This window comes from Rhodococcus sp. MEB064 (genome assembly GCF_000834565.1).
In the GTDB taxonomy this organism is placed as follows: Bacteria; Actinomycetota; Actinomycetes; order Mycobacteriales; family Mycobacteriaceae; genus Rhodococcoides.
Window position 1 is genome coordinate 18,579 of sequence record NZ_JXQS01000030.1, and the last position, 16,095, is coordinate 34,673.

Genomic DNA, 16,095 nt, shown 5'->3' on the forward strand with positions numbered 1-16,095 from the left:
AGACAACGTTGTCTCGCACCAGCGTCTCACCGCTTCCTCCCCTCGTCGAGAGAGTCCCCACGTGACCCACCGGGCCAGCATCAAGGATGTCGCCGCCTTGGCCGGCGTGAGCTTCAAGACCGTCTCACGCGTGGTCAACGGAGTGGACACCGTGCTGCCCGAACTCCGTGAGCGCGTGGAAGCTGCTGTGGCGGAACTGAACTACGTGCCGAACTCCGCGGCACGGTCGCTCAAGTCCGGCTCGGGCACGACCATCGGCATCGTCGTCGACTCGATCGACGACATCTTCTTCGCCTCCCTGGTGCGCGCCGTCGAGGAACGCGCACTCGAGCACGGCATGGGCGTCATGGTCAGCAGTTCCGGCTTCGACCCCGAGCGCGAACTGGCCCAGCTCGAGCGCCTGGCCGGACAGCACGTGCGGGGTATCGTGCTGGCCCCCGTCGGCGACCACAGCGCGTTCTTGACGCCCCGCCGTCGAACGCTGCCGGTGGTCACCGTCGACCGCTCCGTTCCCGGCTTCCATTCCGTCACCGTCGACGACTACGCGGCGGCTCGCCGAGCGGTCCAGGTGCTTCTCGACGCAGGTCACCGCCGCGTCGCACTGGTCGGGTTCGACGCGCGGTTGCAGACGGCCCGTCGCCGCCGCGATGCCTACCTCGACGCGATGACGGACCACGGGATCGCGGTCGATGCCGCGCTCGCCCCCGACGTTCTCCCGTCACCGGACGCAGCGCGTCCCGTTGTCCGCGATCTCCTCGCGCTGCCCGATCCACCGACCGCGCTGTTCGTCTCGAACGCACGCCATGCCGGCGCCGTCGTCTCGCTGTTGCACGAGATCGAGCGGACGGATGTCGCGATGGTGTCGTTCGGCAGCTTCGCGCTGGCCGATGCCGTCGATCCGCCGGTCACCTGCATCGACCAGAACCCCTACGAGATCGGGTCTCTCGCCGTCGACCGCCTGCTGAGGTTGTTCGACGACCCCACCCTCGAACCGATCTCCGACGTCGCCGAGACCACGGTCGTCGAGCGCACGTCGCACCTGCTCCCCGAACACCGACAGACTCCCCTCGCCCGAAAGCGGTACCGCCCGTGAGCACCACACTCGTCGCAGGTCTGGACCTCGGCAGCACCGGAATCAAGATCCTCGTCAGCGACGCGTCGGGTGACGAGGTCCTGATCGAGCAACTCCCGACGCCGTGGAGCCACGGTCCCGGCGGTACGACCGACATGACCGCCGGCGACCTGCTGGACACGGTCCGTCGGCTGCTCGATGTGGTCGCCCGACGTCTGCCCGAGGCCACCGGCTACTCCGATGCACGCCTCGCCGCGCTAGCCGTGTCGGGAATGGGCGAGACCGGGTTCCTGGTGGATTCCGACCTGCAGGTCGTCGCGCCCGCCTTCGCCTGGTTCGACCCGCGTGGTGGAGAACAGGTGGCCGCCGTTCCTGCGACCCTGCGGGATGCGTTCGCCGGTGTCACGGGAATCCCGCTCGGAGTGCAGGTGTCCGTCGCCAAGATTCTCCATCTCCGCGACCGGGGACTCGACCTCGCCGGTCTGCGATGGCTCGACCTGCCTGCCTTCGTCGTCGCCGCCCTCGGCGGTGACGTGATCAGCGAGTACTCGTTGGCGTCCCGCACCGGCCTGCTCGACCAGGACACGGGCGCTCCCTGGCTCGACATGTTCGCCTACCTGGGCATCGAGCCGTCCTTCCTCCCTCCGCTCACCGCAGCCGGTGCAGCGCTCGGAATTGCCGACGCGCCATGGGTTCCCGACGCCGTGAACGGTGCAGCACTGACTGTCGCAGGTCACGATCACCTCGTCTCGGCGATCTCCGGTGGGACGCTCGACAGTGACACCTACCTCGTGTCGATGGGCACGGCGGAGGTGTTGCTCCGCGTGCTCGACGAGCCACTGCCCGCGTCGAGCCGTGCACGGTTGGCCGAGCATCTGATCGACACCGTTCGCCATGTCGTTCCCGGTAAGTACGTGCTCGTGGCAGGGGTGAAGTCGGGCCTGCTCATGCGGCGCGCACTTCAGTTGTGCGACATCACCGACCGCGCCGGACGCGACGCACTGGACGCCCGCGTCCAGGCACTCCCGTCGGAGAGCGCGGTCGCCGAGGGCGGTATCGCTGTCTCCGGCGCACGGAACGACGACGGCGTGCTGTCGCTGACCATCCGTACCGACGGCGTCGATGCTGCCGAGCTGTTCCGGGCAGTGCTGCTGCACGGCAACGACGAGGTGGCCCTGCTCGTGGAGGCGCTGGACCGTGAGGTCCAGCCGGCGCGGAGGAGCATCCTCACCGGCGGCTGGGCGAGCATGACGTGCGTCCGCACCGCTCGCGCTGCCGTCCTCCCCGACATCACCACGTCGGGCCGCGCCCAGGACACCGCCTACGGCGCAGCACTTTTCGCTTCCAGACTGCTCGATTCGAGCACTTCGACCCCACCTCGCACCACCGACAGGAGCTCACACATGAACGACCTCACAACCCTGGAACGACGCGGCATGGCCGCCATCTCCACGGCGAACGGCAACATGCTGATCGTCGCCGGCGACCAGCGCAACGGCATGAAGGCCGTCATGAACGACGCTCCGGACGGCCCCGACTCGATCTCGAAGGACCAACTCGCCGACGCCAAGGGCGACCTGGTGAAGTACCTGGGCAACCACGCCCCCGCGATCCTTCTCGATCCCGAGGTGGCACTCCCCCGCGTCGTCGACGAGGGCACACTCTCCCGTGACACCGCACTCGTGGTCGGTATGGACGCCTCGGGATTCGAGACCGTGGACGGCCTCAAGTTCACCCGCTTCGTCGACGGTGTGACACCGCGCGTGGTCCGCGATCTGGGCGGCGACGTCGCAAAGATGTTGTGGTACATGCGACCTGACCGCCAGACCGCGGATTCCCGCGTCGGCCAGGAGATCGCCGAGCTGGTCAAGGCATGCTCGGCGGAGGGTCTGCTGCTGATCGTCGAGATCCTGACCTACCGCCTCGAGGGCGAATCCGCCGTCGACTACGCGGAGCGCTTCCCGTCCCTCGTCGCGGAGTCGGCACGCATCTCCGTCGAGTGCGGCGCGAAGGTGCTCAAGCTGCAGTACCCGGGGTCGGCCGAGGCCTGCGCCGCGGTGACCGCCGCCGCGAACGGTGTTCCCTGGGCCGTGCTGTCGGCCGGTGTCGATCACGAGACCTTCATCGAGCAGGTCCGCACCGCGGTCGCCAACGGCGCCAGCGGCGCGATGGCGGGCCGATCCCTGTGGAAGGACAGCATGGCGGTGTCCGCGGAGACCCGTGAGCAGTTGCTGACCGACCGCGCGCTGCCGCGTCTGCGCGAGTTGGCAGAGGCCGTCGACAATCGTTGATATCCACTCAGCGGGGGTAACGGACCGCGAAGTCTGCCTATCATGACCCCATGAGACGCACCCGGCTCGCGGTTCTGGTCATCTCGGCGACAGCAGCATTCGGTCTCGTCGGCTGTTCGGACAGCTCGTCGACGCAGGATCTGCAGTTCGACGGTCTCACCGCGGGACAACGCGTCTACGACAGCACGGGATACTCCCTCGACGCGGCGCAGTCGGAGCGTCTCGAGCGGCAACTCGACGAGGTCAGGTCGGACACCGGAGCCGACGTCATCGCCTACGTGCGGGAACTCGACGCCGACTCCGACGACACCCTCGATCAGGTGGAAGCGCTGCAGCAGGCGTGGGTGGCGGCGGCGGGTGTCGAGCAGGACACCGCCGGTGCCATCCTGATCAATCGGGAGCCGGGCACGGTCGACGAGGCACGTGCAGGCATCTTCCTCGGATCGACCTTCGACGACGGCAACGTTCCCGGCGACGAGCAGGAAGCGATCATCGAGGACGCGCTGATTCCGCCGCTGCGCGACGGTGATGTCGCCGGCAGTCTGACGAACGGCATCGACCGTCTGCAGTCGTCCATCCGATCCGGGCCTCCGGTGACGGCGCTGGACGAGTTCGCGGACGGGCCGGGATCGACCTGGCTGCCGTGGACCGGTCTGGCGGTCGTTCTCCTCGGCATGGCCGGTGCCTGGTCGATCTACCGTCGCCGCCCGCAACCCACGGTTTCAGCGCAGCCCCCGACGACGTATCGACCCGACCGCGACACCGATCCTGCCGTCGCGACCGCCCTGGTCCACCGCGGAGCGCAGGCGAGTGCGGTGCCGGCGACCGTGCTCGCTCTCGCCGCGGCCGACGCACTGAGCATCGAGGCCGACACGGCGACCGGGAAGTTCGGCGGCAAGCCCAAGGCCCGCGTCCGACTGCTCGATCACGGCAAGGTGCGCGGCGACGTGCAGGACGCCGTCTGGTCGATGCTGTCCGAGAAGGCCGACGGCGACGTCGTGTCGAGCACCGCGCTGGCGAAGATCGGCCAGGGCCACGGCACGACGAAGGGCGTCGTCGATGCCGTGCTGGAGACGAACGGGTGGAAGCAGCACGGGACAGCACGCCCGCGGTGGAGCCTTGCCGGACTTGCGGTGCTGGGCGGCGTCGTGATGGTGGGCGCGGGCGTCGTCGCCGCCTCCGGCGCACTCGTCATGCTGGTCGCCGCGATCCCCGGCGCGATCCTTCTTCTCGCGGGACTCGTCATGGCCGTCGCGTACTCCGGCTTCTCGGTCGCGGGACTCGACGCGGCCCGCCCGTGGGAGGCCTACCGCGACGGACTGAAGCAGGCAGCGAAGGACGACGACGCCGTCGTCGATCTCGACGCGGCACTCCCTGACATCGTCGCGCTGGGCCTCGGTTCGGTGTTCGCGAAGCGACTCGAGGCGGCCACGGACGGCGGAACGTCCCTGCGCGCGTTCACCTCACCCGCCGGCTACGCAGCCGACCCCGCGCTGATGAACTGGGCGGTCTTCTCGTCGGTGTTCGCGTCGAGCAGTGGCAGCTCCGCCACGGTGTCCGGCGGCGGCGCAGGCGGGGGCGGCGGCGCGGCCGGAAGTACCTGAGGGCGTGACCTCACCGCGGTGCCGAGATCCGATCGAGCCATTCGATCAGGAGGGCGCGCTCCGATGCCGTGAGGGCATCCGAATCGTCAGCAGTGGAGCGTAATTCGATCGCGGACGTGACCACCGACGGTTCCGACCGCGCGGGGGTGTCGACGACGATGTGGCGGATCACAGCGTCGAACAGGTCGTCGGCGAGCCCCGGGTCACGGTCGGCGGGCGGCGTCGCGAGAATGGTCAGAACTGCACCCGTGCCTGCCGCGTGGACGATGTCGACTGCTCGCTTCTCGCTCACGGACAGCCGCCCGGCGCGGGCGACACGGTGCACTCGCGCCGCGAGAATCGACAGTCCCTGTCGGGCTGCCGGAGACTCTCGCCCGCGCAAGGGATCGCTGAGAAGCGCGAACAAGGTGGGATTGGCGAGTCCGAAGTCGATCTGTGCACGCCATCCCGCGCGGAGATCGTCGACAGGGTCGCCGTCGCCGGCCATCTCGAAATCGACAGCGACCGCCTTCGATGTCACGTAGGTCGCCATGACGTGTTCGGCGACGGCGTCGAGGAGACCCTCCTTGTCGCCGAACAGGCGATAGATCGTGGGTGCCTGCACCCCCGCAGCATCGGCGACACCACGGGTCGTCACCGCGGATCGACCTCGTTCCTGCAGCAGGTTCGCTGCGACGCCGACGATTCTCGACCTCGTGCCGTCTCGGGGTGTCGTACGCGCGTCTGCCACGTAGCAACGATAACAAGACCGTGGTATCACTGCGTTTCCAGTGATACTCTGCTTTTGATATCGTCGATAACAGGAGAACTCATGATCGTCGTCACCGGAGCAACCGGGGCACTCAACGGTGCCACCGCGGACCACCTGCTCGAGCGCCTGCCGGCGTCCGACATCGCCGTCGCCGTGCGCGACACCGCCCGGGCACGCCGTTTCGCAGATGTCGGCGTCGAGGTGCGACACGCCGACTATGCCGATCCGTCGTCGCTGTCCACGGCGTTCGCCGGCGCCGACCAGGTACTTCTCGTGTCCTCGAGCGACCCCGGTGCCGACGCCGTTGCGCTGCACACCAGGGCAATCGACGCGGCAGTGGCGGCCGGTGTCGGACGCATCCTCTACACGAGCCATCAGGGAGCCGCTGCCGACAGCCCCTTCCGCCCGGCACGTGATCACGCGGCCACCGAGACTGCACTCGCCGCCTGCGGAGTGCCGTGGACGGCCCTGCGGAACGGCTTCTACGCGCACAGCCTGGACCTCGTGATGGGCGACTGGCGCGACACCGGCGTCGTCTCCATCCCCGTCGACGGCGCAGTGTCGTGGACCGCGAGGGAGGACTCCGCGGAGGCGGCCGCCGTCATCCTTGCCTCGGCGGACGGTATCGATGGACCTGCGACGGTGACGGCGCGGGACGCGCTCACGTTCGAGGAAGTCGTCGCCCTCGCATCCGCCTCCGTGGGCCGCGAGATCTCCCTCGAGGTGGTCGGAGAGGAGCAGTGGGTCGCGGCGCGCGTCGCAGAAGGAACGAACGAATTCATGGCGCGCTTCACGCTCGGGATATTCCAGGCCGCCCACCAGGGAGGCTTCGCTGCGACGGATCCCTTGCTGGCAGCGCTCCTCGGCCGCGAACCACGAACGGTGCAGCACGTCCTCGGCGCTTCCTGACCTCGGGTCGTCCACTCGTAACGATCCGGAAACCGGGAAACACGGCAAACGAAACCGACGGCGCCGACACTGTTCCCATGGTGTCGTTGTCGAAGTTCACACGGGGTCGAGCGGGCACACATCCGGTCGACGACATCCCGCCTCTGTCCGTGCTGGCGCCACTGGGCCTGCAGCACGTGCTCGCGATGTACGCGGGTGCGGTCGCCGTCCCGCTGATCGTCGGCAGTGCTCTCGTCGCTGCGGGCGAACTGCAGTCGAGCGATCTCCCGTACCTGATCACCGCGGATCTGTTCGTGGCGGGAATCGCCACGCTGATCCAGGCGGTGGGTTTCTGGCGATTCGGCGTGCGGCTACCGCTGATGCAGGGATGCACATTCGCGGCGGTGACACCGATGATCGCGATCGGCTCGCAGTACGGCGTCACCGCCATCTACGGTTCCGTGATCGCCTCTGGAATCTTCATGATGGCGTTGGCTCCGGTGTTCGCGAAACTCCTGCATCTGTTTCCGCCGTTGGTCACCGGAACGGTCATCCTGATCATCGGGCTCTCGCTGATGCCGGTCGCGGCGGGATGGTTCGGCGGCGGCACCGGTGCGGACGACTTCGGTGAACCGAAGTACATCGGCATGGGCGCGCTCACCCTGTTGATCATTCTGCTGATCGAACGTTTCGGGCCCGCACCGGCGAAACGCCTGTCCATCTTGCTCGGCCTCGTCATCGGCACCGTCATCTCGATACCGTTCGGCCTCACCGATTTCAGTGGAGTGGCCGAGCAGGACTGGGTGGGCGTGACCACGCCGTTCCACTTCGGGTTCCCGACGTTCGAGATCAGCGCGATCATCACCATGTGCATCGTGGCGCTGGTCATCATGACCGAGACCACGGGCGACATCATCGCTGTCGGCGAGATCGTCGACAAGAAGGTTCCGCCTCGCCGCTTGGCCGACGGACTCCGTGCGGACGGATTGTCGACGATGCTCGGCGGCATCTTCAACACGTTCCCGTACACCGCATTCGCACAGAACGTGGGCCTCGTCGCGATCACTGGGGTCAAGACTCGACACGTCGCCACGTTCGCCGGCGGCATCCTGATCCTGCTCGGCCTGCTGCCGAAGCTCGGCGCCGTGGTGGAAGGCGTTCCGCTACCCGTGCTCGGCGGAGCCGGCATCGCGCTGTTCGGCATGGTCGCCGCGAGCGGCGTCAGAACACTGGCACAGGTGCGGTTCAACAACACGAACATCCTCGTCGTGGCTGTCTCCGTCGGAGTCGGCCTGCTTCCGACCGTCTCCCCCGACCTCTACGACAAGTTCCCCGACTGGTTCCAGACCATCTTCCACTCCGGCATCAGTGCGGGTGCGCTGTGCGCGGTCGTGCTCAACCTGCTGCTGAACTCGGAGTCGCTGCGCGACAGGATGTCCGACGACACAGATCCGCCGGCCCACGACGCTGTGCGTGGACCGGCGCTCTGATCTTCTCTACGACGAGGCGGAGCGAAGCTTCTCGAGCAACGGGCCGGCGGCTTCGGCGAGGAATCGATCCTGCGTCTCGTCGCCGACCTGCACCAGGGCGATGTCGGTGAATCCTGCCTCCCAATAGGGCTTGACCTTCTCGACGATCGCATCGAGGTCCGGACCACAGGCGATGGTCCCCGCGACATCCTCGGGTCGGACGAACTGGGTGGCACCGGCGAAACCGGCCGTCGTCGGAAGATCCGCGTTCACGGCCCAGCCACCGGCGAACCAACGGAACTGATCGTGGGCGATCCGGATCGACTCGTCCTCGTCGGGACCCCAGCAGATGGGGATCTGCCCGATCTTCTTCGAGTCACGACTCAGACCGGTGCCGATGTGCCGCGCCTTGTCCCAGCCCTGGACCAGCTCCGACCTGGGCTCGGTCGAGATCATGTGGTCACCGAGCGGGGCGAAACGCTCGATGGACTTCGACCCCGAGACCGCGATGCCGATCTCGAACGGTGTGTCGGGGGTGTCCCACAGCCGGGCGGAGTCGACCCGGTAGTGCTCGCCCTCCCACGTGACCAGCTCCCCCGACTGCAACTGCCGAATGATCTTGACGGCTTCCTCGAACATGTCCTGGCGCTTGTCCACCGACGGCCAACCCTGGCCCACCACATGCTCGTTCAAGTTCTCCCCGCTGCCGAGACCGAGGGTGAAACGGCCGTCCGACAGGATCTGTAGGGTCGCGGCCTTCTGCGCGACGACCGCGGGGTGATACCTGATGATGGGGCAGGTCACGTACGTGTAGAGATCGACCGTCGATGTCGCGTGCGCCACCGCACCCAGCATCGTCCACGCGTAGGAGGCATGCCCCTGCGAGGACAGCCACGGCGAGTAGTGATCACTCGACACCTCGAAGTCGAAGCCGACGTTCTCCGCTTTCACCGCGTAGTCGACGAGCTGCTTGGGGCCGCTCTGCTCGGTCATGAGGGTGTATCCGAAACGGGTCATGGGAAGTGGTCCTCTCTAGATGGTCGCGACCGAACCGGAGTCGACGCGGTAGTTGGAGCCGTTGACGAAGCTGGCACGCTCCGAACACAGGAACGCGACCACCGACGCCACTTCCTCCGGGGTACCCCGTCGACCGAGTTCCATGAACGGCCGATCCTCTTTCAGGAAGCTCTCGATGGCCTCGTCGCGATCGGTACCGCGCTCGTCGGCGCGCTTGTCCATCATCGCGTCGGTCATCGGCGTGTGAATGAAGGCAGGAGACACCGCATTGACCAGGACACCCTCGGACGCATAGGTCTTGGACAATCCCTTGACCAGCGACAGGATCCCGGCTTTCGCTGCGCAGTACGGCAATTCGTCGATGTAGGGCTGCTCGGCGTCTTCCGATGCCAGCAGCACGATGCGTCCCCACCCGCCCTGGCGCAGCTCCGGGAGGAACGCGCGCACGACGCGCACCGGACCGAGAAGGTCGACCTCGATGGTGGATGACCAGCCGTCGTCGTCGATCTCGTGGAACATGCCCTGCGCGCCGGTGATCCCGGCGCTCTGCACGAGGATGTCGACGGTGCCGAGCGCCTCGACAGCCTTGGCATGCAGCGCCTCCACCTCGGCCGGCTTGGTCACGTCGGCGGCGAACGCGGTGACGGATCCGTCAGGCCCCGTCAGTTCTGCCGCACCGGCAGCGAGCTTGTCCTGGTCCTTGTCGGTGACGAAGACTCGGACGCCCTCGTCGAGAAGCATCTGCGCTGTGCACCAGCCGATTCCCGAATCCGCTCCGGTGATGACTGCTGTGCGTCCCGTGATTCCGAGGTCCATGTGTGGTCCTACTTTCGTGTGTCGGAGGTCGTGTGGTCGTGACCGCTGGCCAGTGTCAGCGCTGCGTTGATGAGCGCCAGATGGGACAGGCCCTGCGGGAAGTTGCCCAGGAACGTCGAGGGTTCGCCCTCGGCGGATCGGTCGGGGTCGATCATCTCGGCGAAGAGCCCGACGTCGTTGCCGGTCGTGACGAGCCGGTCCATCAGAGCGGAGGCCTCCTCGTCGCGGCCGAGCTTGGCCAGTGCGCTGACGACCCAGAACGAGCAGGCGACGAAGGTGCCCTCCACCATCCGCATTCCGGAGTAGCGGTAGAGATGATCTCCGGAGCCGAGTTCGTCGCGAAGAGCGTCCACGGTCCGGGACATACGGTCGTCGTCGACGCACCGACTGCCCGCGTGCAGCAGCACGGATGCATCCAGTTCATCGGTTCCCGGGTACCAGATGTACGCACCGCGAGACTCGGACCAGCAGTTGTCCGCGATCCACTGCGCGATATGGTCGCGCTCGGTCACCCACCGATCCGCGATACCCGGGATCATGCCCTGCTCGGAGAGGTGGACGGCGCGATCGAGCGCGTGCCAGCAACCCATCTTCGAGGACGTGTAGTGCTGCTCGGTGGGCAGCTCCCACATGCCGGCATCCTTGCGTCGCCAGATGTCGCACGTGGTGTCCGCGATCTGCGCGAGCAGTCGGCCGGTGGGGGCGTCGAGGATGTTGCCCGCGTCGACGTACAGCGACACGATGTCGAACAGGTCGCCGAAGATACCCTGCTGGAGCTGCGTGGCCGCCTCGTTGCCGTTGACGACCGGGCCGATGCCGCGCCACCCCGGAACGTCCGGATAGCTCGACCCCGCGGGAACTTCACCGTCGAAGGTATAGAACACCTGCGTGATCTGCTCGTTGCTGCGGATGATGCGCAGCAACCAGGCGACCGCGGCGTGCACTTCCTCGCGAAGACCGAAACGGATGAGCGCTTTGATCGTGTAGGCAGCGTCGCGCACCCACGCGTAGCGGTAGTCCCAGTTCTTCGCACCGGCCCACCGCTCCGGGAGCGACGTCGTCGCAGCAGCCGCGATGGCACCGGACGGGCTGTACAACAACAACTTCAAGGCAAGGGCACTGCGATGGACCTCGTCGTGCCAGGGTCCGTCGTATCGGAATTCTTCGGACCACATCTGCCAGTTGGTGATCGTCCGGTCGATTCCTGCATCGACATCCTCCGGCACCGGGAGATACAGCGGCTCCACCTCGGTGCCGACCACGGCGACCAGTGACCGGGTACCGACCTCGGTGGTGAATCGCCCACTGATGGAACGGGATCCGAGCTCGACGTCGTCGGCATTCATCGTCCGCACACCGAGGCTGACGCCGTCCACCCGCAGTACCGTCCCGTGCACGGTCTCGTACGACCACGGGGACGCGGTCCCCAGGCACGTTCCGGGCGCCACTGTCCACTCCATGTCGACGCTGCCCTCGACGCCCTCGATGCGTCGGGCGAGCTCGGTCCACGGAAGACGGCCCGCCACTCCGGTATTGAGCGAATCGGTCACGTTCACGACACCCGAATCCGTGGTGAACGTGGTCACCAGGACGTTCGAGCCGTCCGCGTAGCGACGCGTCGCCGTGAAGTCCGCCGCCGGCCGCATCGAGATGTACCCACCGGCATCGGCGTCGAGCAGCGCCGCGAACACCGGTGGCGTGTCGAGGTTGGGCACCGGGAACCAGTCGATACGTCCGTCGTTCGCGATGAGCGCGACGGTTCGGCCGTCGCCGATCGCGGCGTAGTCCTCGATCGCCGCGTAGTCGTTCTCTCTCATCCGAGGCGCGCAACCATGGAACTGTCGAGGTTCGCCAGTAGATCGGCCGGATCGTCATACACCGCAACGGCTCCCGCATCGATCAACTCGGCGGCCGACACTCCGCCGCTCCGCACACCGATGCAGGGGACACCGGCGGCCACGGACGCTTCGACGTCCCATACCGAGTCGCCGACGAACACGGCGTGATCAGCGTCGACCCCGGCCTTGTCCAGCGCGATACGAACGATGCCCGGCTCCGGTTTCGCCGTCTCCACATCCTCCGACGACGTCAACTCCGAGACGATCTCCTCGACCCCCAGTAGACCGCGAAGGATCGCGAGTTCGTTCTCCGGAGCCGAGGTGGCCAGAACGACCTGCAGCCCGCGGTCCGCTACCGCGCCGAGCAGATCGAGCGCACCGGGCAGCGGCGACAGCAGGGAGGACATCTCCTCGTAGTACTGCGTGTGCAGTTCCTTCGCATGCGAGGCAGCGGCCTCGTCCGCGTCGCCGGCCAGCGACGACAGCAGCTTCGCGCCGTCCATTCCGATCGAGCGGTGGATACGCCACGAGTCGGCGGCGATCCCCGCATCGGCGAACGCTCGCGCCCATGCGTGGACGTGCGCGTAGTTGGAATCGACGAGTGTGCCGTCGATGTCGAACAGAACGGCGGGGGAAGTCACGCATGGTGGCTACCCGCGGAGGGCCGTGGACAAACGATCAGCCGCGCATCGCGGCTGCGACCGTCACCACGTCACCGGCGGTGGTGACCGGCGTCCATAGGCCGTCCATCGTGTTCGCAGCCACACCTACTGCTGTCAGTGCATCCGGATCGAAGGTAAGGACAGAGCCGTCGGAACACGCGAAGCTAACGGCGTCGGAGCCGACCGTGCACCGGGTCCCGCCGGACGTCGTGATGGCTGTGACAGCACCCGACCCCGAGAACGACGTCACGGCAGGGGGTGTCGTCGTGCTGGTGACAGGCGGTGTCGTCGTGCTGGTGACAGGCGGTGTCGTCGTCTTCGTCGTTGTGGCCTCGAAGGTCGTGGTGGCATCCTCCGACGTCGTGGTAATCGACGTCGTGGGCGCTGTCGTCGTGGCGGGTTCAGTCGTGGGCGCTGTCGTCGTGGCGGGTTCAGTCGTGGGCGCAGTCGTCGTAGTCGGTTGTTCCGGGGCCGCGACACGCGCGGCAACGGCAGCGGTGGTCGCGACAGGACCCGTCGCTCCGCTTCCACACGCCGCGTCGACGAGAACGAGCGTGAACCTGATGTCCAGCAGAATGTTCCCGAGAACTCCGAGCCGCAGAATCCTGCCGTTCTCCAGCACGAGGCTCGAGCGTGCGGACGTCGTCGTGCCGATGACACTGCGGAGAGTCCCCGACACTCCGGGAACGACCACTGTCGATCCGCTCTGAGGGAAGTCGAACGACGTCGTGCCGCCTGCGGGCGGTACGGCAACGACGCTTCCGCCTCGAACGGAGATCGAGCCGCGGGGGTTCGATGCCGTCACGTTGGCGGCACTCGGAGCGGCTGCGGTGTACGTGGGACCGGACGACGTCAGGTCACAGGACACGGAGGACGTCACGGGGGACGGAACTGCGACCACGTCCGTCGAACCCAGCCCCAGGAGCGAGAGCAGTGATGCGTACAGCGTGTAGGAGGAGAGAGTCGCACTCGCGTTCACTCTCTGCGACGGAACCGTGACACACGGCGCAGGAGTCGCAGGTGCCCATCCGTAGGCCGCACACGCGGCGCCCGTGATCGGTGTCCCGGCGACTGCGCCTCGCGAGGTCAGCTCGTTGGCCAGACCGAGCACCCCGGCGCTGCTGTAGGGCCCGGCCGTCGTTCCGGTCGCCGTACCCGGAACCGCCTGCGACCTGGCTGACGACGGTCCCGGCCACGGTGGGTTGGTTCCGCCCCTCAACAGATCGAACGCGACGCCCGACGCCGAGGCGACGCGGCCGACTTCCGCGTAGGCGCTTCCGGCATTGGGCCACGACCCGCTCGTCACGGTGGCCGCAGCATGGTCGCGTCCTTGCCAGGCGGCGTCGGTGGTCTCGGTTCGCAGCACTGTCGACACGATGGTCAGAAGCAGGGCGGCGAGGGCGAGCGCTGCCGGGCATGAGCGATGGGTGGTCATTGCTGCCGCTTCGGTGACCGTGGCCAGAACATCGCCACGACCAACACGGTGATGCCGATGGTCAGCAGGCCGAGAACGATGGGATTCGAGAACCACACGACGACCTTCGCGAGGCCGGGTACGGACCAGAGGACCTTGCGCACCTCCCGCACGCTGTAACCCGCCGGGTCCTCGTACTCGTTGGCGTCGCCCTTCAACTCGAGGAACGTGTCACCGTCGCGTCCCGGCGACGTCTCCACCACTCGATGCGTGACCGGAAGCTCTCCGACCCGGTCGACGGTCACGACATCCCCGGGAACGACCGAGTCTGCAGGGACTTCTCGGACGACGGCGAGGGAACCGGTCGGGATGGTCGGCGCCATCGACCCCGTCTTGAACATGATCAACGAGATGTTCATGGTGAAGGACAGGATCACCAGAACGATGCAGACCACACCGCCGAGTGCGAGAACGTTCAGCACCACGTCACCCGCACGCGACACGGCCGAACGGCGTCGGGGACGGGCTGCGTGTCGAGTCGACATGTCACGTGTGCTTTCTGGTGATGCGGAAGAATGGTCGGTCACGCGGTACCCGGGAAGGTCCAGGTGGCGGACACAGATTTCGACGCGGCTGCCGAGCTGGTCCACACCGCGAGAGTGTCCGGCAAAGTCACCCGGAAGCACAGCGGCACAACGGAACCCGCGATACCAGGTGATCCCGCCGGGAGAATCACGGCGCCGGTAGCCGAATCCGCGGACATCGCGACACCGCCCGTCGAGGAACCGACGACGTACGACGCGGTCGAGGTGAACGCAGCACTGCCGCAGATCGTCGATCGGATCACCGCGTACTGCAACACCTCTCCCAGACCCGTGCCCGTCGGCGTCGTACCGTCGACAGTCACTGCCACGGTCGGCGAACCGACGGCAGCGCGCAAGGAGATCGGGGCGTAGGACGACTCGCCCGGGAGCAGGGGCGCCGCGGGTGTCAGCGAGAGCAGAGCCGGCGCGCTCTGCGGATGCATCGAGTACGCGCCTCCGCTCACCGACGATTCGAAACCGAAAGCCTGTGTCGAGAAGGATGTTCCACCCAGGACCTTGTCGGTCCACGATGCTGCGACGTCGGTAGCCGTCACCGCCGCCACGACGACTCCGCCGACGAGTCCCAGCGCGGCACCGACCCGGATCCGCCGACCGATGTCGGAGATCCGGGCCGGGGCGCTACCGGCTGCATGTCGAGACATGTCGAGATGATCCAGCGATCGATTACGGAGTGGCCGGGACGACCGCCTCGGCCTGGAACTGCCACGTCAGGGTGTTGGTGGTCTTGCCGGCAACCTGGTCCGCCGTGGCGCTCGCGGGCAGCGTGACCGCGAAGCAGAGCGGGAGAGCAGTGCCGGCCTTGGGGAGAGTAATGGCCTTGGCAGCACTACCTGTTCCCAGGGTGCTTCCCGCCGCGACGACGCTCGCCCCACCGGTGATCGTTCCTGCGGTGCAGTTGGCGGCCGTGACATTGCTGACCACCTGGTAGGTAAGGAAGGACGTCAGCGGTCCCGTCGTCGGAGTCGCACCGACGAGAGTCACCGCGGCGTCGTATGCGCCGCCCGCCGTGGGACCGAGGCCGACACGCAGAGCGACGGGGGCATACACCGTCGTGCCGGGGCTCAAGGCCGCGAAACCGGTCGTGTAGTTGAACGTTCCTGCGGTCCCCGTGGTGTTGTACTCCTGCCACGCGCCGGAGCCCGCGGCCGAGAAGTCACCCTGGACGTTCCAGTTCTCGGCTGTGAACTGGGCCTGTCCGAACACGTTGTCGGTCCATGCCGCCAGGGTGACCGCCGCTCCGATGCCCAGAACAAGTCCGCCCGCGAGCAACGCACGAACCTTACGGCGCCGGTCGTCGCGCCGATCCGGTTCCTGATGGTTGATGAGATCGGTCGTCATGGCGGTCCCCGTTTCGGCTCGTAGCGCCATTCCTCAATGGCTGCGAGCGAACTGTAGAACCATTACTCGGCTTTCACATACCGAACGTTCCGCCTTTCTTGCCGTCCGACTATCGGTACCGGCCGTCACACGAACCGGCAGAGGTCGGCGCTCACAGGAAACCGTCGCGCACACGTCGACCGGCCACGATCCGCCGATCGATCAACGGTTGTGACGGCAAAACAGCGAATCGGACATAATACGCTCGGCTGCTCCTCAAACGTGATTTGTGTCACAGTTGCACGAACGAACGACGCCCGCCGCACCCCGAGAGGGCGTGGCGGGCGGCGT

At 67.1% G+C, this 16,095-nt stretch carries 14 protein-coding genes; 5 read left to right on the top strand and 9 right to left on the bottom strand.

The features are described 5' to 3' along the window. The first annotated feature begins 61 nt into the window (after positions 1-61). From RU01_RS22895 to RU01_RS14620, 3 genes are read left to right on the top strand one after another with little or no spacing between them, the layout of a single operon-like run. Positions 62-1,093: a LacI family DNA-binding transcriptional regulator gene (locus tag RU01_RS22895; RefSeq protein WP_042575305.1), complete on the top strand. Its 1,032-nt coding sequence runs from the start codon at positions 62-64 to the stop codon at positions 1,091-1,093. Further along, a complete protein-coding gene (locus RU01_RS23195; RefSeq protein WP_197074785.1) occupies positions 1,090-3,363 on the top strand; it encodes an FGGY family carbohydrate kinase in 2,274 nt (757 codons plus the stop codon). Before RU01_RS22895 ends, RU01_RS23195 begins: the two co-directional genes overlap by 4 nt. Positions 3,364-3,413: 50 nt before the next feature. Then, positions 3,414-4,967, top strand: a complete 1,554-nt coding sequence (locus RU01_RS14620) for a DUF2207 family protein (protein ID WP_042575306.1) — start codon at positions 3,414-3,416, stop codon at positions 4,965-4,967. A 10-nt stretch (positions 4,968-4,977) separates the two neighbouring features. Here RU01_RS14620 and RU01_RS14625 read toward each other — a convergent pair whose 3' ends face one another. Beyond that, entirely contained in the window at positions 4,978-5,697 is a 720-nt protein-coding gene (locus RU01_RS14625; RefSeq protein ID WP_042575307.1) for a TetR/AcrR family transcriptional regulator, read from the bottom strand. Between the two features lie 81 nt (positions 5,698-5,778). Between RU01_RS14625 and RU01_RS14630 the strand changes: the two genes are divergently transcribed. Next, positions 5,779-6,627, top strand: a complete 849-nt coding sequence (locus RU01_RS14630) for an NmrA family NAD(P)-binding protein (protein WP_042575308.1) — start codon at positions 5,779-5,781, stop codon at positions 6,625-6,627. Between the two features lie 77 nt (positions 6,628-6,704). After that, a complete protein-coding gene (locus RU01_RS14635; RefSeq protein ID WP_082043143.1) occupies positions 6,705-8,096 on the top strand; it encodes a nucleobase:cation symporter-2 family protein in 1,392 nt (463 codons plus the stop codon). Between the two features lie 6 nt (positions 8,097-8,102). Here the strand turns inward: RU01_RS14635 and RU01_RS14640 are convergent, their stop codons facing one another. From RU01_RS14640 to RU01_RS14675, 8 genes are read right to left on the bottom strand one after another with little or no spacing between them, the layout of a single operon-like run. Continuing rightward, a complete protein-coding gene (locus RU01_RS14640; protein ID WP_042575309.1) occupies positions 8,103-9,092 on the bottom strand; it encodes an LLM class F420-dependent oxidoreductase in 990 nt (329 codons plus the stop codon). Between the two features lie 15 nt (positions 9,093-9,107). After that, the gene (locus RU01_RS14645; protein WP_042575310.1) at positions 9,108-9,908 is read right to left on the bottom strand and encodes an SDR family NAD(P)-dependent oxidoreductase; all 801 of its coding nucleotides are present in this window, start codon (positions 9,906-9,908) and stop codon (positions 9,108-9,110) included. Between the two features lie 8 nt (positions 9,909-9,916). Further along, a complete protein-coding gene (locus tag RU01_RS14650) occupies positions 9,917-11,725 on the bottom strand; it encodes a glycoside hydrolase family 15 protein (RefSeq protein ID WP_042575311.1) in 1,809 nt (602 codons plus the stop codon). Beyond that, positions 11,722-12,387: an HAD family hydrolase gene (locus RU01_RS14655; RefSeq protein WP_042575312.1), complete on the bottom strand. Its 666-nt coding sequence runs from the start codon at positions 12,385-12,387 to the stop codon at positions 11,722-11,724. Before RU01_RS14655 ends, RU01_RS14650 begins: the two co-directional genes overlap by 4 nt. A 37-nt stretch (positions 12,388-12,424) precedes the next feature. Next, positions 12,425-13,843, bottom strand: coding sequence for a hypothetical protein (locus tag RU01_RS14660; RefSeq protein ID WP_042575313.1), 1,419 nt, complete (start codon positions 13,841-13,843; stop codon positions 12,425-12,427). Next, positions 13,840-14,367, bottom strand: a complete 528-nt coding sequence (locus RU01_RS14665; RefSeq protein WP_042575314.1) for a signal peptidase I — start codon at positions 14,365-14,367, stop codon at positions 13,840-13,842. The genes RU01_RS14660 and RU01_RS14665 overlap by 4 nt, the downstream gene beginning before the upstream one ends. A 38-nt stretch (positions 14,368-14,405) precedes the next feature. Next, a complete protein-coding gene (locus tag RU01_RS14670) occupies positions 14,406-15,068 on the bottom strand; it encodes a hypothetical protein (RefSeq protein ID WP_042575315.1) in 663 nt (220 codons plus the stop codon). Between the two features lie 22 nt (positions 15,069-15,090). Next, positions 15,091-15,765: a SipW-dependent-type signal peptide-containing protein gene (locus RU01_RS14675; RefSeq protein WP_042575316.1), complete on the bottom strand. Its 675-nt coding sequence runs from the start codon at positions 15,763-15,765 to the stop codon at positions 15,091-15,093. Between the last annotated feature and the right edge of the window lie 330 nt (positions 15,766-16,095).